The following is an 18,291-nucleotide window of genomic DNA, read 5'->3' as shown; positions in this document are numbered from 1 at the left end:
CATTCAATGCTCAGCGTAGAAACCCGCCACGCCATCCATCCCGATCACGCCCGCACCATGCTCACGCAAGAGCTGCGTGAGCATTTCCTGGGCACGGGGCTGTTTGCGCCCGGCGAGATCCGCTTGATCTACACGCATTACGACCGGTTCACCCTCGGAGGCGCGGTGCCGAATGGCGCATCGCTGACGCTCGATGTGGTGGACGAGACGCGGACCGCCACCTTCCTCGAGCGGCGCGAAATGGGCGTCGTGAATATCGGCGGCACGGGACGCGTCTCAGCCGCTGGCGAGACCTGGGAGATGGGGCGCGGCGATGTGCTGTATCTGGGCATGGGCGCAGGACCGGTGACCTTCGAGGGCGACGGCCGGTTCTATCTGGTCTCCGCCCCCGCCCATCGCGCCTGTCCGCATCGCCTTATCAAACTGGCCGAGGCGAACCGCGTCGAGCTGGGGGAGGCGGCGACCTCCAACAAGCGCGTAATCAACCAGTTCATCCATCCCACCGTGATGGAAAGCTGCCAACTGGTGCTGGGCTACACGCAACTGGTCGAAGGTTCGGTCTGGAACACGATGCCGGCGCATGTGCATGATCGCCGGATGGAGGCCTACCTCTACTGGGGCATGACGCCCGAGGCGCGCGTGCTGCACCTGATGGGCGAGCCGACCGAGACCCGCCACATGATGATCGCCAACGAAGAGGCCGTGATCTCGCCGCCTTGGTCGATCCACTCCGGGGCCGGGATCGGGGAATACACCTTCATCTGGGCGATGGCGGGCGACAATGTCGATTACACCGACATGGACTTCGTGCAGCCGGCGGATCTGAAATGAGCCCGTTTTCGCTAGAGAACCGCCGCGCCCTCGTCACCGGCGCGAATACCGGCATCGGTCAGGCGATCGCAGTGTCGCTCGCCGCGCAAGGCGCGCATGTGACCTGCGCGGGTCGGCGCGAATGCACCGAAACGCTGGCGATGATCGCCGATGCGGGCGGGCAGGGCGAGGCTCTGCTCCTCGACTTCGCGGACCCGATGGCCGCGCAGGATATTTTCGCGGATGCAGGCTATTCGATCCTCGTGAACAACGCGGGCATCATCCGGCGCGAAGACAGTCTGGACTTCACCGAAGCCGATTGGGACGCGGTGATGGACGTGAACCTCAAGGCGCTGTTCTTCACCACGCAAGCCTTCGCCCGCGCCGCGCTGGAGCAGGACAATACTCCGGCGGCAGTGGTCAATATCGCGTCGCTGCTATCCTTTCAGGGCGGCATCCGTGTGCCCTCCTATACCGCGTCCAAGCATGGCGTGGCGGGACTGACCAAGATCCTCGCCAATGAATGGGCGGCTAAAGGGATCAACGTGAACGCCATCGCACCCGGCTATATCGCGACCAACAACACCGAGGCGCTGCGTGCCGATCCGGAGCGCAGCGAGGCGATCCTTGCGCGCATCCCGGCGGGGCGCTGGGGCGATCCTTCCGATATCGGCGGCACGGCCGCTTTCCTGTGTTCCCCCGCCGCGCGCTACATCCACGGCGCGGTGCTGAATGTCGATGGAGGCTGGCTTGCCCGCTGAACGTCTCACCCGCGAGAGCGCGAAGCTCAAAACCGGTATCGTCCATCTCGGCCTTGGCGCGTTCTTCCGCGCCCATGGGGCGATCTATACCGCGGAAGCCGCAGCAAAGAGCGGCGGCGATTGGGGGATCACCGGCGTGTCGCTGCAATCCTCGCGGATGCGCGACGCGCTGGCGCCGCAGGATTTCGCCTATAGCGGGCTGGAGTTCGGCCCCGAGGGCGAAACGCCCGAGCGCATCGAGATCGTGAGCAACATTCTGGTGGCGCGCGAAGACCCGCAGGCGGTGCTCGACGTGATGGCCGATCCGGACGTGCGCATCGTGTCGCTCACGATCACCGAAAAGGGCTATTGCCATTCGCCCGCGACCGGCGCGCTCGACCCCGATCATCCCGATATCGTCCATGACATGGCCAACGACCTGCCCGTCTCTGCGCCTGGCTATCTGGTGCGCGCGCTGCAACTGCGCCGCACGCGCGGATTGCGTCCCTTCACCGCGATGAGTTGTGACAACCTGCCCGAAAACGGCCGGCTGCTGCGCGGCGTGGTGCTGGATCTTGCGCGTCGGATCGACCCGCAGCTGGCAGACTGGATCGCGGATGAGGGACGGTTCCCCTCGACCATGGTGGACCGCATCGTCCCCGCCACCAAGCCCGAGGACATCGTGCGGCTCGAAGAGCTCGCAGGCTGGCACGACGCGTTGCCGGTGATGCACGAGCCGTTTCGCCAATGGGTCATCGAGGATGACTTCGTCGACGGCGAACGGCCCGACTGGGGCGCAGTCGGAGTCGAGATGGTCCGCGATGTGACGCCGTTCGAGCATATGAAACTGCGGATGCTCAATGGCACGCACAGCTCACTGGCCTATCTCGGCTATCTGGCGGGGCATGAGACGATTTCCGACACGATGGACGACGAGGTGATGGCCGGGTTCGTGCGCCATCTGTGGCGCTCCGAAATCATTCCTTCGCTGACCCCGCCGCCCGGCGTGTCGCTTGAGGACTATGCCGACGCGCTCGCAGCGCGCTACGCCAATCCCGCGATCCGTCACCGGACATGGCAGATCGCGATGGATGGCAGCCAGAAACTGCCGCAGCGCATTCTGGCCACCGTCGCCGATACGTTGAAGGCCGGGCGGAGCTGCCCGGGCCTGATGCTCGCGATCGCGGCCTGGATGCGCTACGTCGGCGGCGTCGACGAGAGCGGGCAGCCGATCGAGGTGAAAGACCCGCTGGCCGCTGAGTTACGTGCGCTCTCCGACAGTGCCGCGGATGCCGAGGGCAAGGTTGCGGCGCTTCTGTCGTTGCGTTCTGTGTTTCCGCCCGAGCTCGCACAATCCCTGCAGGCCCCGGTCACGGAGGCCTATCGCGCGCTCGTCGAAAAAGGCGCGCGCGCCGCGGTGCAGGAGGTTCTCCAATGATCGAGAGCTGGCGTTGGTATGGCCCCGAGCTGGACACGATTTCCCTGCCGCAGATCGCGCAGACGGGCGCATCCGGCATCGTTACCGCCTTGCACGAGATCGCCTATGGCGAGGTCTGGTCGCGCGAGGCTATCGCCGAGCGGCGCGCCCGGATCGAGGCGGCGGGGCTGCATTGGCACGTGGTCGAAAGCCTGCCGATCCATGAGCGGATCAAGCGCGGCGAAGGCGATCTGAGCGCTCTTTTCGCCAATTACCGCCAATCGATGGCCAATCTCGCCGCCGAGGGCATCACCACGATCTGCTACAATTTCATGCCGGTGCTGGATTGGACACGCACCGATCTGACCGCACCGCTTGAGACTGGCGGCAGCTGCCTGCGCTTCGAGGCATATCGCATGGCGGCGTTCGAAATTCACATGCTAGGGCGCGAGGAAGCTGAAGCCGATTATTCTCCGGAAGTGCGCGCTCGCGCCAAGACCTGGTTCGACGGCTCAACGCAGGACCAGCGTGACGCGCTGTTGCACGCGATCATGTCGGGGCTGCCGGGTGCCTATGACCGCTACGACATCGCCGGTCTGCGGACCCAGCTTGCGCTCTATGACGGCCTCGATCGCGACGAGATTCGGCGCAATTTCAAACGCTTCCTTGACGAGGTGATCCCCACGGCGGAGGAACTGGGGCTGCGGTTTTGCATGCATCCCGACGATCCGCCACGCGACATTCTGGGGCTGCCCCGCGTCGTCTCCAACGCCGAGGATATCGACTGGATCCTGCAGGCGCATGACAGCCCCGCGAACGGGCTGACGCTCTGCACGGGATCGCTCGGAGCGAACCCGGCCAACGATCTGCCCGCGATCGCCGAGCGCTTCGCGGCGCGTATCCATTTCGCGCATCTGCGCAACGTGCGCAAAGACCCCGATGGCAGTTTCGAGGAGGCCGCGCATCTGGGTGGAGATACCGATATGGTCGCGGTGGCTGCCGCGCTCTTGTCCGAGGAAACGCGCCGGACCTCCGAGGGGCGCGCGGACGCACAGATCCCGTTCCGGCCCGATCACGGTCATGTCCTGCTCGATGACGCCACGCGCGGTTCTTTCCCCGGCTACCCGCTGATCGGGCGGATGCGCGGGCTGGCCGAGATGCGCGGCGTGATCGCCGGGCTGAGGGGGCGCCACGATGGCTGAAGCGATCACACTGCATCCGCGCGACACGGTCTCCGTTCTGGCCGCGCGCGCGGACGCGGGCAGCACCCCGCTTGGCATCGGTGAGCCGCTCGCACATCCGGTTTCCGCGGGACATAAGCTCGCGCGCGTAGCGATGGCCGAGGGCGATCCGGTGATCAAGTTCGGCCAGATCATCGGCCGGGCGAGCGCCCCGATTTCGGTGGGCGAACATGTTCACAGCCACAATGTCAGCTATTCGGACCATGACGAGACCCACCAGATCGGCGCCGATCTCGCCCGCGCCGAGGCCGCGATCCCCAAGGTCGCGCCGCGCAGCTTCATGGGCTACGCGCGGGAAGATGGTCGGGTTGGCACGCGTAATTATATCGCGCTCTGCGCAACGGTGAACTGCTCGGCCACGGTGATCAAATGCGCAGCCTCCGAGATCACGGCCGAGGGCGCGCCCGATCCATATGACAACGTCGATGGCGTCGTCGCCTTCGCCCATGGCACCGGCTGTGGCATGGCGGCGAGCGGTCGCGGGGCGGACAGTCTCGAGCGTGTCCTCTGGGGGCATGCGACCCACCCGAATGTCGGCGCGGCGATCTTCGTGGGCTTGGGCTGCGAGGTGATGCAGATCGCGCGCATGGAGGCGCATTTCGGGTCCGCGGGGACCGAACGGTTCCACGCGCTGACCATTCAGGAGACCGGCGGCACCCGCGCCACGATCGAGGCGATCAAGGCGAAGCTGCGCGAGATTCTGCCGGAGGTGAACAAGACCAGCCGCCGCGCCTGCCCGGTCTCCGCGCTGCGCATCGGGCTGCAGTGTGGCGGCTCGGACGGGTTTTCCGCGATCACTGCGAATCCGGCGCTGGGCGTGGCCTCGGACCTGATCGTGGGGCAGGGCGGTGGCGTGATCCTCTCCGAGACACCCGAAATCCATGGTGCAGAAGACCTGCTGCTGCGCCGCGCCACGCCCGAGGTAGCCGAAAAGCTCCTCGGCTGTCTCGACTGGTGGGAAGGCTATGCGGCACAGGGCGGCGGCTCGATGGACAACAACCCGAGCCCCGGCAACAAGCAGGGCGGGATCACCACGATCCTCGAGAAATCCCTCGGCGCGGTCGCCAAGGCCGGGGCGACGCCGCTGCGGGCCTTCTATGACTATGCCGAGCAGGTCCGCACGCCGGGGCTGAGCTTCATGGACAGCCCCGGTTACGATCCGGTCTCGGCCACGGGCCAGATCGCGGCAGGCGCTCAGATCGTGGTATTCACGACCGGGCGCGGCTCAGCCTTCGGCTCGAAACCGGCACCGACGATCAAGCTCGCGACGTCCGACCGGCTTATGGAGGCGATGCCCGACGATATGGATATCGGCTGCGGCGACATCCTGAGCCAAGGCGTGTCGATCGCTGACAAGGGCGCGGAAATCTTCGAGGCGATCCTGCGGGTCGCGTCGGGTGAGAAGACCAAATCAGAAGACCTCGGGCTGGGCGATAACGAATTCCAGCCGTGGCAAATCGGAGCGGTGATGTGACGAAGAAACCCGTGATCGCCTGCGTCGGGGAAGCGATGGTCGAGCTGTCTTTCGACCGCCCCGAGCAGCAGATCGGCTTTGCCGGAGATACGCTCAACACTGCGGTTTATCTTGCGCGCGCGGCCGGGGAAGCGGCGCAGGTCGAATTCGTCACCGTGCTGGGGCGCGATGCCGTCTCCGACCGCATGAGCGCCTTCATCGCCGACCAAGGTGTGGGCTGCGCGCGTATCCGCCGCCACCCCGAGCGCCTGCCCGGCATCTACGCGATCGCGCTCGACGCAAAGGGAGAGCGCAGCTTTTCCTATTGGCGCGACCAATCCGCAGCGCGCTGCCTGTTCGAGGATGGGTTCGCGCAGCTTGAAGGGGTTGATCTGATCTACCTCAGCGCGATCACGCTGGCGATCCTGCCCCATTCGGTGCGCTTATCGCTCTTGGCGCATCTGGAGGCACATCCCGCCCGGGTGGCTTTCGATTCCAACTACCGCCCGCGGCTCTGGGAAGATATCGAGACCGCCCGCGCCGTGACCGAGGCGGCGTGGCGCATCGCCGATATCGCGCTGCCTTCGCTGGATGACGAGATGGCGCTGTTTGGAGACCCCGACGCGCAAGCGGTGCGCGCACGGCTTAACTCCTGGGGCGCGCGCAAAGGCGCGTTGAAGATGGGCGCGGGAGGGGCGATATCGCTCGATCCCACCGCCAAGCCGCTCGACCTGCCTGCCGCGCAAAAGGTGGTCGATACCACCGCGGCCGGCGACAGTTTCAACGGTGCATGGCTCGCCGCGCATTTTCGGGGCGCTTCAGACGAGGACTGCCTTGTTCAGGCTCATGCCTGCGCGCTCGAGGTGATAGCGCAGCCGGGGGCGATCATAGCTGCGTAGCTACCAAAGAGGGGGCTCGCCTTGCAGCATGAAACAATATCTCGATTCTATATATTCAATGCTTTGCGGGGCGGTTGGAGGGCTCCATATCGTTAGTAGAGCAGGACCGATCCCGTCCTTTGCATGTTCGACACTATACGTCAGGCGACGGGATATCGTTGCTCGAGCACCCATAGGCGGTGAAGATTGCCTACGTGCATGAAGGGGGCGGGCATAGAGCTCAAGCGGCGAGATCGTGATGGAGGATATGCGCCTCTGTCTCGCTAAGCTTGGCGAGAGCGACGAAGACCGGATGATCAGTGGTGTGCTGGATCTTCTGGTGCAAGCCGTGGAGTCCGGGGTCGGGAGAATGCAGCCGGCGCGCGATGATGAGATTGATGGGCCGGGAGTGGGGTGACCCTGGTTGCTTTCCGCAAGATACTCTCGGCCCACCAAGGCCCCCCCCCCTACAACCCGCATCGATTATCCCGGAAGAAGCTCTCAAATAGATGCTTTGGGACGTTGGCGCGGTGCTCTATGCTCCTCCTCCTAGTGAGTAAGCGAGACCGAAATGCAGACGAATGGCAAAACTCAAGATCCGGCCCAGATCGCCACCGTCGCGCCCAAAGCCTTTGCACGCATCGTCAAAATTTGGGGCCTCAGCGAGAAAGAGGCCGCCGGCCTCGCGGATATGGCCGAAAGTGATTGGACGCGTGCGAAGGCGCGTGATTTCGCGGGCGAGCTTACGCGGGACCAGCTCCTACGCCTGAGCGCAGCAGTTGGCATCTATGAGGCGCTCGAGCTCTATTTTTCAGAGCCGCTGGCGAGACGCTGGTTCGCGCGGCCGAATACGGGTCACTTGTTTGGTGGGCGCCGTCCGGTTGAGACAGCCATTGAGGGTGGCCTGCCGCAGATCCTCGCGATCCGGACCTACCTCGACGGCCTGTTGCAAGGCGCATGAGCACGCCCGGTCACCCATAATTCTGGGCCATTGTCACGGCCTCGATCCAGACCTGCCATAACTGGAGTAGGTTAATCCCTTCGCGTTGTGTTCGTGGATCTAAGCTATTGAAGGCAAACGTTTTGTTGTCTCTGCGGTCCGAAGCTTTGCTCTGGGCGCAACAAATGCATTAAGTTCAATAACTTACAACAATAAGGCGCATGAGGCCCGGAAGAGGGCATTTCAGTCATCTCTGGGAGGCGCTCGGGCCTGTTCCGCGCGAGCCTTCAAACAGGGGGTGCTCATTTTACTGTATTTGTTCAAACCCGCTTTCGAAAGATTTCAGTGACTTACGAGGCGGTAGAGGTGCTCGTTCAACGACATCGCATGTCGCGAACCGAGCACCCCCGTGCTGTTGAACGAGCACCTGCGGGTCCGGCGCTTAAAGTGCTCGATTATTTGCAGTTCGGGTGTGGCATGTCGTTGAACGAGCACCTGATAGCGACGTATCCGCGACCGGATCAAGATAACGTTCGGCAGGCTTAACGACTGGCGACGGGTGGCGATCCGCTACGAGTGATGCCCGACGGCCTTTCGCTTTGCCATCGCGTTGGCGACAACTGTGCTCTTCTGGTTAAGATTCTGGAGCCTATATGGTTAATGCGTCTTTCGGGCAGATACTTGCCAAACTTTTGGCAGGGGTGGCGTTTCTTCATTGCATTTTAAACTTAAATCAAACTTGTTTCGGCGGCTTGATGCGCATCTCTTATTTTGACGAGCAAGCTCGTCTTCGCGTATTGGATCCCAGATTAGATCGCTGAGAGAGCATGCCGCGGTGTTAGTTTGATGGTAAAGACGTTTGTCGAGGTATATTTGATATAGCCATCTGGGGTAGCCCATATGATAAAGTGCTGTCATTGCAATTTTTTCCGCTAAGGCGTGGACTGAATTTTCGTCTTTCTCTCGGGTCTCGGGAGACAAAAGGTGGACTCCCTGCTTGTTTTCAAGCTCGAGAGGCAATTTTAAGAAATGGATAGCAGTGGCCAAAACCGGAATGCAATTATCTTGTATTTCTTTAAAAAAACGTTTCTTATGCACGTCATTTTCGTTTTTCAACATGCTTGTGCTAAAGCAAACAAAGCTTGTATCGCGTCCCATCCGGCGGACACCCTCAACCACTCTACGGTTAATATCATTTGTTTCTCCGCAATAAAAATTTCTTTTTCCATAGAGGATATAGGCTCCCGGTTCATGCGGTAGCGTAGGCGCTAAGCTGTAAGGCTTATGAAAAACCCCTTTTATATATTTGACTTTTTTGCCTTCAAATTCGATCCAATCTTCTTCTGGTGTAGCGTGTTTGTCGTCCCAACTTGATATTAGTTTATACTTCATTACATCAGATTTAACTATGCTCATTTGGATATCCTTTCGAAACATTCTTCAGCTGCGTGCACCCAACCTGAAATTCCGCAGCATGGTGGGTATGGCCGAAAAGCCATTTCTCGGGCTGGTATTCCTCGATGAGTGCAGTCAGGTCTGAGGCGTAGCACCAGGGAAGCGGCGCGCCCGGAGGGAGCGCAGCCGGGTGCGGGGCATGATGCGTGACGACGACGGTTTCGCCCTCGAAGGGTGTCGCCAATTGCCCTCGCAGCCAATCGAGATGCTCATGGTGTTTCGCGATGGTGTCGGCTGGCCGCGCCTTGCGGTAGCCGCTTCCTGCGACGCGAATATAACGATAGTCATTCATCACCCAGTCGCTGCGGGACGACTTTTCCGCAACGCTTCCCGGCCCGAGCGCGAAGTCGGTCCAGAGCGTCACGCAGAGGAATCGCGTGCGCTCATGGGTGATCACACGTTTCTGCGCGAGATGCGCGCCGGCTTCATGCGCGAGATCTGCGAGGCGGTCGTCGCCATCGAGCCGAAAATCGTAATAGTCATGATTGCCCGGGATGATATGAACCCGATCGAGATCGACGTGCTGGCCGATCAGCTGAAGCGCCGGACGCCAACGGATCTTGGGCTTGTTGGCGAGGTCGCCAGCTATGATGAGAAGCTCAGCGTTCTCGAGCTCAAGGTCATCGAATGGGTTGCGGTGTTTCTGCATCCAGAGATCGAGATGCAGGTCCGCCAAGATAAGCACCTTGGACATGATCAGGATCTCCGATCGGCGCGCAGGAGCTTTGCGCTCGTAGAAAGGCGTCCATCTTTTTGCAGGGTTTTCAGGAAACTTGGATCGTATAAGCCCAAGCGATAGAAGCGGTTACAACTTCGAGCCCAGCCCGACTTCGGCTGGAGATTCATGAGAGGCGAAGTTCGAACCCGCGCACCCTCACGCAGATGCGGGTGGCCGAAGACCTGCCCGACAAGCAGGGGCACGTCGTCTTCGACTATCGGGCACCATGGGTCGAGGAGTGGCGCGGTCTCCAGATCGGCAATCGAGGGTCTGAGTCGGCTTAGCTCAACTACCCAGGTGAGAAAGCTGTTGCTGTCGAACCTACCATCTCCGATCGATCCACCCTGTCCGCCGAGAGCGCGATCGGCGAGATAGGTCTGCAGGAGCGGAGCAAGCGCCGGATGTTCTCGAATGAGTTGCTGGGTGCTGCCGAGATCAAGCATCCCAGGAAGGTTGACGTTGGGGAGCTCAGAAATGATCTCTAAGTAGGGCTGAAGTGCCAGTTTGGTCTTTGTCATGGGCAGGGTCGTCCTTCACTCATTGACATTGTTTGGCGCCCTGAGTAGCAATGTTGCTACTGGTGAGGCGCGTGCGGATTTAGGTTTTCGGCATGAGCCGACCGGCCCCGGACTGTGCAGTGTCCAGGTTATCAGCCATGGCGAAAGGCGCAGGCCGACAGCATGTCGACCCGGATGCCGGGTGTGAATATTCGATGTCTGGTTTGGAACGCGTCCTGCAAGGAGGGCGCGAGCCGCTGAGGGCGTGAGCCGCTAAAGCGGCATTGTCAGGCTGGTTTACATCGGGTTGCCTCTAAGGGTTACGCGGTGGGTCGGTCTAACTCAGAAATACCCTATGACGCCGGAAGACACCAGCGGCAATATTTGCCATTCGTCTCGCAACCTTATGTTTTCGCACGAGTTTTTCGACTTTCGCATAGCGTTCTGGTAGACGCCGGATGAGGCTAGGATCCAATAAACAAAGGCGTTCCCACGAACACGTCGGACCTGACAGGCCTGTCGCGGGAAGGAATTTCGCATGTGACAAGCTGTTGCAAAAAAGGGGTCTCGAGAGGCTGCGCGGGGCCCGTAGCCCGGCCCTGGACCGCTAGCAGGTCCATTGTCTCTCAGTCATTACGACCACGTTCGTAGGTCGGTGCCGAATCGGTGGGTCAACCGCCCGAGATGGCGTTGAGCACCTAGGCCGGTCGTCCCCGCCGGCTTTTAGTCTCTGCGCGGTGGCATGCTCGTTTTTCGCACCGGGCAACAGGCAGCGGGTCGCCTTCCAAGAATTTCAGAAAATTACGTCCGATTGGCTGGCTGCTGAGAAGCCTGGCTGAGTTTGCGGTGCTATCCATTGATCTCCCTAGACTAGCCGGCTCTCGCCCGTCCTTACGCCTTGCAACTTCCAAAGACGCTCGGCGCGGAGCTTGAACCGTGACAAGGGGGAGGGTGATAAGAGACTGTGGCGGCGGCGAGGGCGGGAAAGAAAGCTCGCGAAAGCTTGTCCAAGCCGGGCCCGTTCGCCGTTCGTTTTTCGCATGAGCAACGAGGGCAGGCTTTTTCGCACGGTGCGAGCGTGAATTTTCGGGCGGGTCACGGAGCCGACCGCCTCGATACGCACTGCCCAGCTTCGATATTTGCGTCCGGGGTGCGGTTGCTGAGTGTCACTGCACCTTTCGTCGCTTGGGGGCGATCGCTTGCGGCTGTCGAAGGCTCGCATCGTTTCCGGGGACGCCTGTCCCATTCTGTCGAAAGCATCGCCGAGTTGCCTTCGCAAATCTTTTTTCGCACGCGTTCGCGGATGTTCTCGATTTTCTGCATGCTTGGCGCTGCCGCAGGGTAATCTGCCGATGCTCATTTTGAATTTTTGTGCATTTTCGCTTCATGTTTCTTGGCTAGAAGGCTTTTGGGGATTTTTGCCTTTCGCTTTTCGCATGACGACTGAGCTGCCCGATGCATTCGGGATTCTCGCCCTTCGACGGGTGCGCCAGTCAGACTTACCAAGGCTCCAGGGTATCGTCTTCTGACGGGGAGGTCGCGTCACTTGGCAGTCCACGCAGGATCGCTCTCGCGCGGGCCAGAGGATCTTCGATCCGGCGCGCCTCGATTGCCGCGATTTCGCGCTCCAGTCTCTCGAAAATCGGAGCATAAATTGGTCTTTCCAGCATCAGTTCGGCGACGTGCAGTCGGGCTTTCACGAGCCGCGCGAGAAGCTCTTCATCGGCCTTGCTGAACCCAGTTACGCGATGAGATTTTCGCATGTTCGGCGTGAAGGGGCGCTGGGCCATGGCATGCATCTCCTGAGGCCGCGCGAGCGAGGCTCGACGGGAACGGGTAGGGCGATCCGGAACGGATCTGGCGATGCATTCAGTCTAGGTGCCGGGGGTGAAAAAACGGGTTTTCGATTTTTTGGGAGGCAGAGAAAATTTCGCCGGCGCGAGTTTCACTGTAGCCACGCTTACAAACCTGACGACGAAGGCGCGGTTACGGTCCTGCGGCGGAAACCGGCAAGGATCGGCCGTCCTGCGCTGCCTCCTGAAGGTGCTTCTGGTAAAGCGATAACCGTGGTCCCGTTTGACTTTGATTACCCTCCTCGGTCTAATTCAAGGTTAGGGAGCACGATATGGACTGGAATGTGACAGCCGGAATGATCCTGATGGGCGTGTTCGCTGCGGCGGCCTTCTGGATTGTGATGGGTGAGCGCCGGTATATCAAAGATGTGGCGAGCCTGAGCGCGGAAGACATCCGTTGGTTCAATTCGCAGCCTCTGTCCGGCGATGCCTATTTCGGTGAAAAGGCGGATGAAGACGGCGACGACGGGGATGATCCTTCGAATGGCTCGACCTGAAAGCGATGCTGATCACGTCGGACGCTTAGCATTGTGACCTCGCAGAAGGCATCTTCTCGCAGATATGCAAGCCGCCGCGCAGTTGCGGGCGGATTTCTCGCTTGAGAGCCTGACCTGCCCCTTGGGTCCCTCGTTCATAACGAGAGTCTGCAGGTTTGTGCTCCGCTCCCCAAGGTTGGATCACCGGAAGCTAGAATTCCCCGGCTCTGATCACGATGGCGGGGCTGGCTGCGCCATCGGGAAAATGCATGGCGATCGGGACGTTGTATCCGATCGCGCTGTGAGGTCGGTCCTCGTTGTAGTGTCGACGCCAATCCTCCAGCTTTTCGCGGGCGTCGGCAAGGCTTATGAACCAGTGGGCATTCAGGCACTCCGCCCTGAGCTTGCTGTTGAACGCCTCGATGAACCCGTTGTCGGTGGGTTTGCCGGGCCGCGAGAAGTCCAGAATGACGTCGTTGGCATAGGCCCAGAGATCGAGGTCGCCGGACTGAACCTCGAATGGGTGTCGACAATGGTCAGGATGCGGAGCTTCTTGCCGGTCGCAAGCTGATCGTGAACAAAGGCCATCGCCCAGACATCGTTCGGGCCGACGGCTTCCTGACGGTCCTCGCGCAGCTTTGCCTTCACCCACCGCTTGGGGCGCTTGTTGCGGAACTGAAGCCCCAACTCGTTGTAAATCCTGCGGGTCTTCTTGATGTTCACCTGCCAACCCTCTCGGCGCAGCAGCACATGCACCCGTCGATAGCCGTATCGAATACGGGTCTCGCAAATCTCCTTGATCCGTCGTTCGAGACCGGCCTGTCCGGTGCGGCGGGATTTGTAATGGTAGGTCGAGGTGTCGAACCGCAGAGCCCGGCAGGCCCGGCGGATCGACACGCCCCAATCGACCAGCATCCCGTCGACCAGCTGTCGCTTCCGGACAGGCCTCAGAGCTAATGGGATGGTTCGCCCCGCCGCCCCGGGCAACAATCGTTCGACTTCAACTTGAGAGGTAAGAAGATGCACATCGACCCTAAAACCTGCGCTGTCTTCGGCGTCGACATCGGCAAGACGCTTTTTCACGTGGTGGGCCTCGACGCCTCGGGCGCCCCTGTCCAGAAGGCCAAGCTGCGGCGCGACACAATTCTTCAGTTCTTCGCGCAGGCAGACCCGACCCTCGTAGGCATGTAAGCCTGTCCGGGTTCGCAGTGGCTTGCCCGGAAGCTTCGGGAGCTCGGCCATGACGTCCGCATCATCCCGGCTCAATTCGTCAAGCCCTACGTAAAGTCGCACAAGAACGACATCATTGATGCTGAGGCGATCGCGGAAGCTGCGACCAGACCCACGATGAGGTTCGTCGGCATAAAAGAGGCACATCAGGTCGATTTGCAGATGCTGCATCGTGTTCGCAGTCGGCTTGTGAAGGGACGGACCAATCTCATATGTCAGATGCGGTCGTATTGCTTGGAACACGGCGTCGCGCTTCGCCAAGGCGCCGGGGTGTTCAAGCTTGATATCGCCCGCGCGATCGATAATCCCGAAAACGATTTGACTGAGCGAGCGCGGATTGTCTTGCGTGAACTGCAGGAAGACTTGCTCCGCCTTGAAGAGCGGATCCACAGTGTCTCGGCCGAAATTAAAAACATCGCAGACAGGGATGAGACTGCGCGTCGGCTAATGACCATTCCTGGTGTCGGCCAACTTTGGGCAACGGCAATCCTTGCATCCATTGGTGACCCCACGCGCTTCAAGAAAGCACGAGATGTTGCTGCTTGGCTGGGACTTGTGCCGAGGCAACATTCTACTGGCGGAAAACAGACGCTGCTCGGCATAGCGAAGCGCGGGAGCAGCTATGTCCGAACGCTTCTAATCCACGGCGCCCGGTCAGTCTTGATGCATCTCGATTGCGCCAAGGACCGGCTTGGCCTGTGGGTGGACGAACTCCGAACCAGGATGCACGTGAACAAGGTAACTGTCGCACTGGCCGCTAAATTGGCGAGGGTAATCTGGGTTGTGCTCAGCAAACCTGGGGCCACATACGAACGGCGCGCTCCCGAAGGGATCTGCGTCTAAACCTATCCGGAAATCCAGGATCAGAATGCGAGGCTCGAAATGATGACGAAAAGGATGGTCGACGCGCTGTAAACCCGTTCCGAAAGCGGGCTCCGTGCCCGAACAAGCTAATTGGGAACGGCGCGTGCGGATCTCATCATGGCCTGGCTGGAAAACCAGCCCACTCGCGAGAGGCCGGATACATTTATGCAATCCTGAACGTCATCAGGAAGAACCTTGCACAGGCGGGGCGAACCATACATTTCGGCGGATGACGTCCTGCAACATCTCGCGGTCGAGCGTCAGGTCGGCCACGATCTTCTTCAGCCGGGCATTCTCGTCCTCGAGCTGCTTCAGCCGCCGCATCTCGTCCGGCAGCAACCCGCCGTATCGCTTCTTCCAGTTGAAGTAGGTCGCCTGACTGATCCCGGCCTTGCGGCAGATCTCTGCGACCGGCGTGCCTTCCTCGCCCTGCTTCAGGATGAACGACTGTCTCGCGCCTCCGTGAACTTCGATGCCTTCATGCGATTCCGCTCCTCTCCCAGCCAGGAAAAATTAGCCGAAAACTCCAGCTTCAAACGATCCAGTTCTCAGGGGGCAGAGCACCCCCCGCTCTGGTGGGGATTGTAGGGAAGAAAGGGAAATGGTCGCTCAGATCCAGATTTCGCCGATTAGCCGACCAGGGAGATTGCGTGTGAAATGAAAAGAGGCGGCCCCTAGAACTGGGCTGACCGTCTCTCACTCTCACGCCGTTGCCGCGCTTTCGCGGCAGAAGGGCTCCACCTCTCCAGCGGTCATCGGGGTCGACGGACTCGATGCCCAGTCATGTCGACCGGCCTGTCTGGCGCGTGTCGCTCGGGGCGAAAAATGCTTGTCCAAAGGTAAGGTTCAGGCGATATTGGTCCCAGACAGCAGGTCACTTGGGGAATGTCGGTGTATGCTGAAAAGCAGCCGCAGCAACTTATGTAAGACACGAGGTTCCGGACACCGATATGCAGGCTCCCCAGAAAAACCCGTACCGCTCGCTTCGCCGCCTGTGGTACCGCGCACGACGGCCTGCGCACCTTACCCATTACGGTGTCGTGGTGCCGACCGCGGCGGACCGGGTTCCCAAGACGGTGCGTAACGGGGTCTTCACCGGCCAGTACGAGGCGAACGAGGCGGTCATGGTGCGGCACGCCCTGCGTGAGGGTGACCGGGTGGTGGAGATCGGCACGGGCACCGGCTTCATTTCCGCGCTCTGCGCGAAGATCTGCGGTTCGCAAAATGTTTTTTCCTTCGAAGCCAACCCGAAGATGGATTCGCTGATCCGGGAAACCTACACGCTGAACGACGTGGCGCCGCAGCTGCAAATGCGCGCAGTGACGACGGATGGCTCAGCGCTTTCGTTTTTTGCCGCCGAAAATTTGGTTTCATCCTCCGCCTATGCGCGCGACGTGGCCGGGCAGCACGTCACCGTCGAAAGCGTAACGATCGCGGCAGTGCTGCGTGACCTAGCGCCCACGGTCCTCGTGATAGACGTGGAAGGCGCCGAGGTGGACCTGCTGCCGGCCGCTAATCTGACTGGCGTGCGCTGCATTATCCTTGAGACGCATCCGCATATCGTGGGCAAGGACAAGATCAACGCGCTAATTTCGGGACTGACGGCGCAGGGGTTCTCCGTAGAAGCCGATTTCCAGAAGAACGTCCTTCTGACGCGGACGGCCTGACATGGAGCATCTCAAGGTTCTCCATATTCATTTCGGCAAAGAAGGCGGTGCCGAGCGTTTTTTTGTGGCACTCTCGCAGGCCTTTTCGCAGCGGGGAATCGAGCAGCGCTTCATCGTGCGCCCGAATCGGACATGGAGCGCGGACATCGCAGCACTCGGACCGGTGATCGAGGGCAACTTTTCGCATTTCATCGCTGCCACCGGGGTCATGCAGTATCGGATACGCAAGCTCTGCCGCAGGTGGGAGCCGGATGCCATTATGGCGTGGATGCCGCGCGCGAGCCGGTTGATCCCCGACTATCCGAAGGCGGTGCGCATCACGCGGCTGGGGGATTTCCCGTTAAAGTTGCGCTATTTCGGCAATACGGACGTGATCGTGGGCAACCTGCCCGCCATCGCAGACCAGGTACGCGAACTGGGCTGGACGAAAGAGACGCGAACGATCTCCAATTTTCCGCGTCCCGTCGCGGTGCAGCCGGTTTCGCGCGCGGATCACGACACGCCGGATGACGTGTTTCTCGTGGTCGCCGGCGGTCGGTTCGTGCCGCGCAAGGGCCTGGACGCCACGATCCGTGCCGTTGCGCGCGTACCGGGTGCGTGGCTGTGGCTGCTGGGCGAGGGCGAGGAGAAGGAGAACCTGCGCGCGCTGGTGGCCGACCTGGGCGTGGGCGACCGCGTTAAGTTCATCGGGTGGGTTCCGGAGGCGATCCATCACATCGCCGCCGCGGACGCCTTCATGATGCCATCCCGGCACGAGCCGTTGGGCAACATGCTGCTGGAGGCATGGCGCGCGGGTGTACCCTCGGTATCCACGCGCTCGGAAGGGCCGGATTGGTACATGCGGCCCGAGGTGGACGGGATCCTGACCGAGATCGACGATATCGACGCATTGGCCGCCGGGTTGATCGCGATCCGGGACAACCCGGAGCAGGGGCGGGCCTATGTTGAAAACGCGAAGGCACGGCTGGACGAGATGTTTTCCGTGGATGCCGTGGTGTCCGCCTATGCCGATCTCTTTCGCAATGGTCCGCGTGAGGTGCAGTCATGAGCACACGGCCGACGGGATATGTCATCAACCTCGCGGAATCGCCGGATCGCATGTCTCATACCCGCGCCGAACTGGAATCGCACGGAATCGAGGCGGTGCGGATAGACGGCATGGACGGACGGCAGATCGCGCCCGATATGTACCCAGCCTATGATGACGCGCGCACGCGGCGCTACTTGGGCCGGTCGATGACCGGCGGCGAGATCGGATGCTACGAGAGCCATTGCCGCGCCCTGCGCGCCTTCGTGGAGAGCGGAGCGCCAACGGCCATCGTCTTCGAGGATGACATCACCTTTGAAGCCGGCGCGCAGGCTCCGCTCGATGCATTGCTAGACTGGCTGGACCAGACGTCGATCGACTGGCACGCGATCAATATCGGCGCGCGCAAGCCCAAGATTACGACGGAAGTGGCGCGGATCGCCGGACATAGCCTCGTGCGGGCGCATTATTTCCCGATGCTGGCGCACGCGATGATTTGGAGCCAGGTAGGTGCGCAGGCTTATCTCGACGCGGCCGGCACGCTCTTCTGTCCGGCAGACAACATGATGCGCTATGTGCTCACGCGGTCCAACAAGGGTTTTGCAACGGTGCCCCGGCTGGTGGACGCGGGTCGGTTCGACAGCGACATCTCCGCGCGATCCGGAGGCAACCGTGCCAAGCATCAGCGCAGCACGGCGTATTTCTTTCGCAAGCAGGGCCGGCTCTGGGGCGAGAAACTGATCGCGAGCCGGTTCAAGCTTCTGGGCGGCGGCTGAGGCCACCGCCGGCAGGGCATCAACCCCGCTGTTTGGCGATGCGCATGCAGATTTCGGTGAGGCTGTTCTCGTCATCGGCGGTGTCGCGCAGAAAGGCGTACTTTTCGTCATAGATCTGCCGCACAGCGATGCCTATTTTGTGCGGGCCTACCCGACCTCCGAGATCTTCCTTTTGGCCTTTCAATCTTTCCCATGCCGGTCCTTTCATTGCCGCTTAGTGGCGATATGCGGGCCTCTCAGGGGCTTTCC

General features: G+C 61.0%; 18 protein-coding genes and 2 pseudogenes. 13 read left to right on the top strand and 7 right to left on the bottom strand.

The window, feature by feature from the left end:
- Positions 1 to 6: 6 nt before the first annotated feature.
- From kduI to B6V74_RS05055, 8 genes are all read left to right on the top strand, one after another.
- Positions 7 to 831 (top strand): 5-dehydro-4-deoxy-D-glucuronate isomerase, encoded by an 825-nt coding sequence (kduI, locus tag B6V74_RS05085; protein WP_088722140.1) that lies wholly within the window; start codon positions 7 to 9, stop codon positions 829 to 831.
- A complete protein-coding gene (kduD, locus tag B6V74_RS05080) occupies positions 828 to 1,571 on the top strand; it encodes a 2-dehydro-3-deoxy-D-gluconate 5-dehydrogenase KduD (protein ID WP_088722139.1) in 744 nt (247 codons plus the stop codon). Before kduI ends, kduD begins: the two co-directional genes overlap by 4 nt.
- Positions 1,549 to 2,988, top strand: coding sequence for a mannitol dehydrogenase family protein (locus B6V74_RS05075; protein ID WP_088722204.1), 1,440 nt, complete (start codon positions 1,549 to 1,551; stop codon positions 2,986 to 2,988). The genes kduD and B6V74_RS05075 overlap by 23 nt, the downstream gene beginning before the upstream one ends.
- The gene (gene uxuA, locus B6V74_RS05070; RefSeq protein ID WP_088722138.1) at positions 2,985 to 4,169 is read left to right on the top strand and encodes a mannonate dehydratase; all 1,185 of its coding nucleotides are present in this window, start codon (positions 2,985 to 2,987) and stop codon (positions 4,167 to 4,169) included. The genes B6V74_RS05075 and uxuA overlap by 4 nt, the downstream gene beginning before the upstream one ends.
- Positions 4,162 to 5,682, top strand: coding sequence for an altronate dehydratase family protein (locus tag B6V74_RS05065; RefSeq protein ID WP_088722137.1), 1,521 nt, complete (start codon positions 4,162 to 4,164; stop codon positions 5,680 to 5,682). The genes uxuA and B6V74_RS05065 overlap by 8 nt, the downstream gene beginning before the upstream one ends.
- On the top strand, positions 5,679 to 6,560 hold the full coding sequence (locus tag B6V74_RS05060; RefSeq protein ID WP_240497051.1) for a sugar kinase: 882 nt from the start codon (positions 5,679 to 5,681) through the stop codon (positions 6,558 to 6,560). The genes B6V74_RS05065 and B6V74_RS05060 overlap by 4 nt, the downstream gene beginning before the upstream one ends.
- A 238-nt stretch (positions 6,561 to 6,798) precedes the next feature.
- Positions 6,799 to 6,957 carry a hypothetical protein gene (locus B6V74_RS18915; RefSeq protein WP_168184180.1) on the top strand — a complete coding sequence of 53 codons (159 nt, stop codon included), beginning with the start codon at positions 6,799 to 6,801 and terminating at the stop codon, positions 6,955 to 6,957.
- Positions 6,958 to 7,110: 153 nt separating this feature from the next.
- Positions 7,111 to 7,500 (top strand): antitoxin Xre-like helix-turn-helix domain-containing protein, encoded by a 390-nt coding sequence (locus B6V74_RS05055; RefSeq protein WP_088722136.1) that lies wholly within the window; start codon positions 7,111 to 7,113, stop codon positions 7,498 to 7,500.
- A gap of 636 nt (positions 7,501 to 8,136) precedes the next feature.
- Here the strand turns inward: B6V74_RS05055 and B6V74_RS18740 are convergent.
- The 4 genes from B6V74_RS18740 to B6V74_RS05040 form a co-directional block, all read right to left on the bottom strand.
- On the bottom strand, positions 8,137 to 8,895 hold the full coding sequence (locus B6V74_RS18740) for a hypothetical protein (protein WP_146694517.1): 759 nt from the start codon (positions 8,893 to 8,895) through the stop codon (positions 8,137 to 8,139).
- Positions 8,882 to 9,628, bottom strand: a complete 747-nt coding sequence (locus B6V74_RS05050) for a metallophosphoesterase (protein ID WP_088722135.1) — start codon at positions 9,626 to 9,628, stop codon at positions 8,882 to 8,884. Before B6V74_RS05050 ends, B6V74_RS18740 begins: the two co-directional genes overlap by 14 nt.
- A 2-nt stretch (positions 9,629 to 9,630) precedes the next feature.
- The gene (locus B6V74_RS05045; RefSeq protein WP_088722134.1) at positions 9,631 to 10,170 is read right to left on the bottom strand and encodes a DUF6634 family protein; all 540 of its coding nucleotides are present in this window, start codon (positions 10,168 to 10,170) and stop codon (positions 9,631 to 9,633) included.
- 1,478 nt (positions 10,171 to 11,648) lie between these two features.
- Entirely contained in the window at positions 11,649 to 11,939 is a 291-nt protein-coding gene (locus tag B6V74_RS05040) for a hypothetical protein (protein WP_088722133.1), read from the bottom strand.
- Between the two features lie 335 nt (positions 11,940 to 12,274).
- Between B6V74_RS05040 and B6V74_RS05035 the strand changes: the two genes are divergently transcribed.
- Positions 12,275 to 12,499: a hypothetical protein gene (locus tag B6V74_RS05035; RefSeq protein ID WP_088722132.1), complete on the top strand. Its 225-nt coding sequence runs from the start codon at positions 12,275 to 12,277 to the stop codon at positions 12,497 to 12,499.
- A gap of 190 nt (positions 12,500 to 12,689) precedes the next feature.
- Here B6V74_RS05035 and B6V74_RS05030 read toward each other — a convergent pair.
- Positions 12,690 to 13,432, bottom strand: a pseudogene (locus tag B6V74_RS05030) (integrase core domain-containing protein); the annotation flags it as partial.
- A 297-nt stretch (positions 13,433 to 13,729) separates the two neighbouring features.
- On the opposite strand from B6V74_RS05030, the gene B6V74_RS05025 reads away from it, so the two are divergent.
- Positions 13,730 to 14,551: an IS110 family transposase gene (locus B6V74_RS05025; protein WP_346425918.1), complete on the top strand. Its 822-nt coding sequence runs from the start codon at positions 13,730 to 13,732 to the stop codon at positions 14,549 to 14,551.
- A gap of 243 nt (positions 14,552 to 14,794) precedes the next feature.
- Here the strand turns inward: B6V74_RS05025 and B6V74_RS05020 are convergent.
- Positions 14,795 to 15,054: pseudogene (locus B6V74_RS05020) on the bottom strand (transposase); the annotation flags it as partial.
- Positions 15,055 to 15,522: 468 nt separating this feature from the next.
- Here B6V74_RS05020 and B6V74_RS05015 point away from each other — a divergent pair.
- From B6V74_RS05015 to B6V74_RS05005, 3 genes are read left to right on the top strand one after another with little or no spacing between them, the layout of a single operon-like run.
- The gene (locus B6V74_RS05015) at positions 15,523 to 16,239 is read left to right on the top strand and encodes an FkbM family methyltransferase (RefSeq protein WP_088722130.1); all 717 of its coding nucleotides are present in this window, start codon (positions 15,523 to 15,525) and stop codon (positions 16,237 to 16,239) included.
- 1 nt (position 16,240) lies between these two features.
- Positions 16,241 to 17,287, top strand: a complete 1,047-nt coding sequence (locus B6V74_RS05010) for a glycosyltransferase (RefSeq protein WP_088722129.1) — start codon at positions 16,241 to 16,243, stop codon at positions 17,285 to 17,287.
- Complete coding sequence (locus tag B6V74_RS05005) at positions 17,284 to 18,042, top strand: glycosyltransferase family 25 protein (protein WP_088722128.1); 759 nt, start codon at positions 17,284 to 17,286, stop codon at positions 18,040 to 18,042. The genes B6V74_RS05010 and B6V74_RS05005 overlap by 4 nt, the downstream gene beginning before the upstream one ends.
- Positions 18,043 to 18,061: 19 nt before the next feature.
- Here B6V74_RS05005 and B6V74_RS18735 read toward each other — a convergent pair whose 3' ends face one another.
- The gene (locus tag B6V74_RS18735) at positions 18,062 to 18,250 is read right to left on the bottom strand and encodes a hypothetical protein (RefSeq protein ID WP_146694516.1); all 189 of its coding nucleotides are present in this window, start codon (positions 18,248 to 18,250) and stop codon (positions 18,062 to 18,064) included.
- Between the last annotated feature and the right edge of the window lie 41 nt (positions 18,251 to 18,291).

It is taken from the genome of Thioclava sp. F42-5 (assembly GCF_002213195.1).
Classification (GTDB): Bacteria; Pseudomonadota; Alphaproteobacteria; order Rhodobacterales; family Rhodobacteraceae; genus Thioclava; species Thioclava nitratireducens.
Note: the sequence above shows the minus strand (reverse complement) of the source record. Positions and strands in the feature narration are given on the sequence as shown.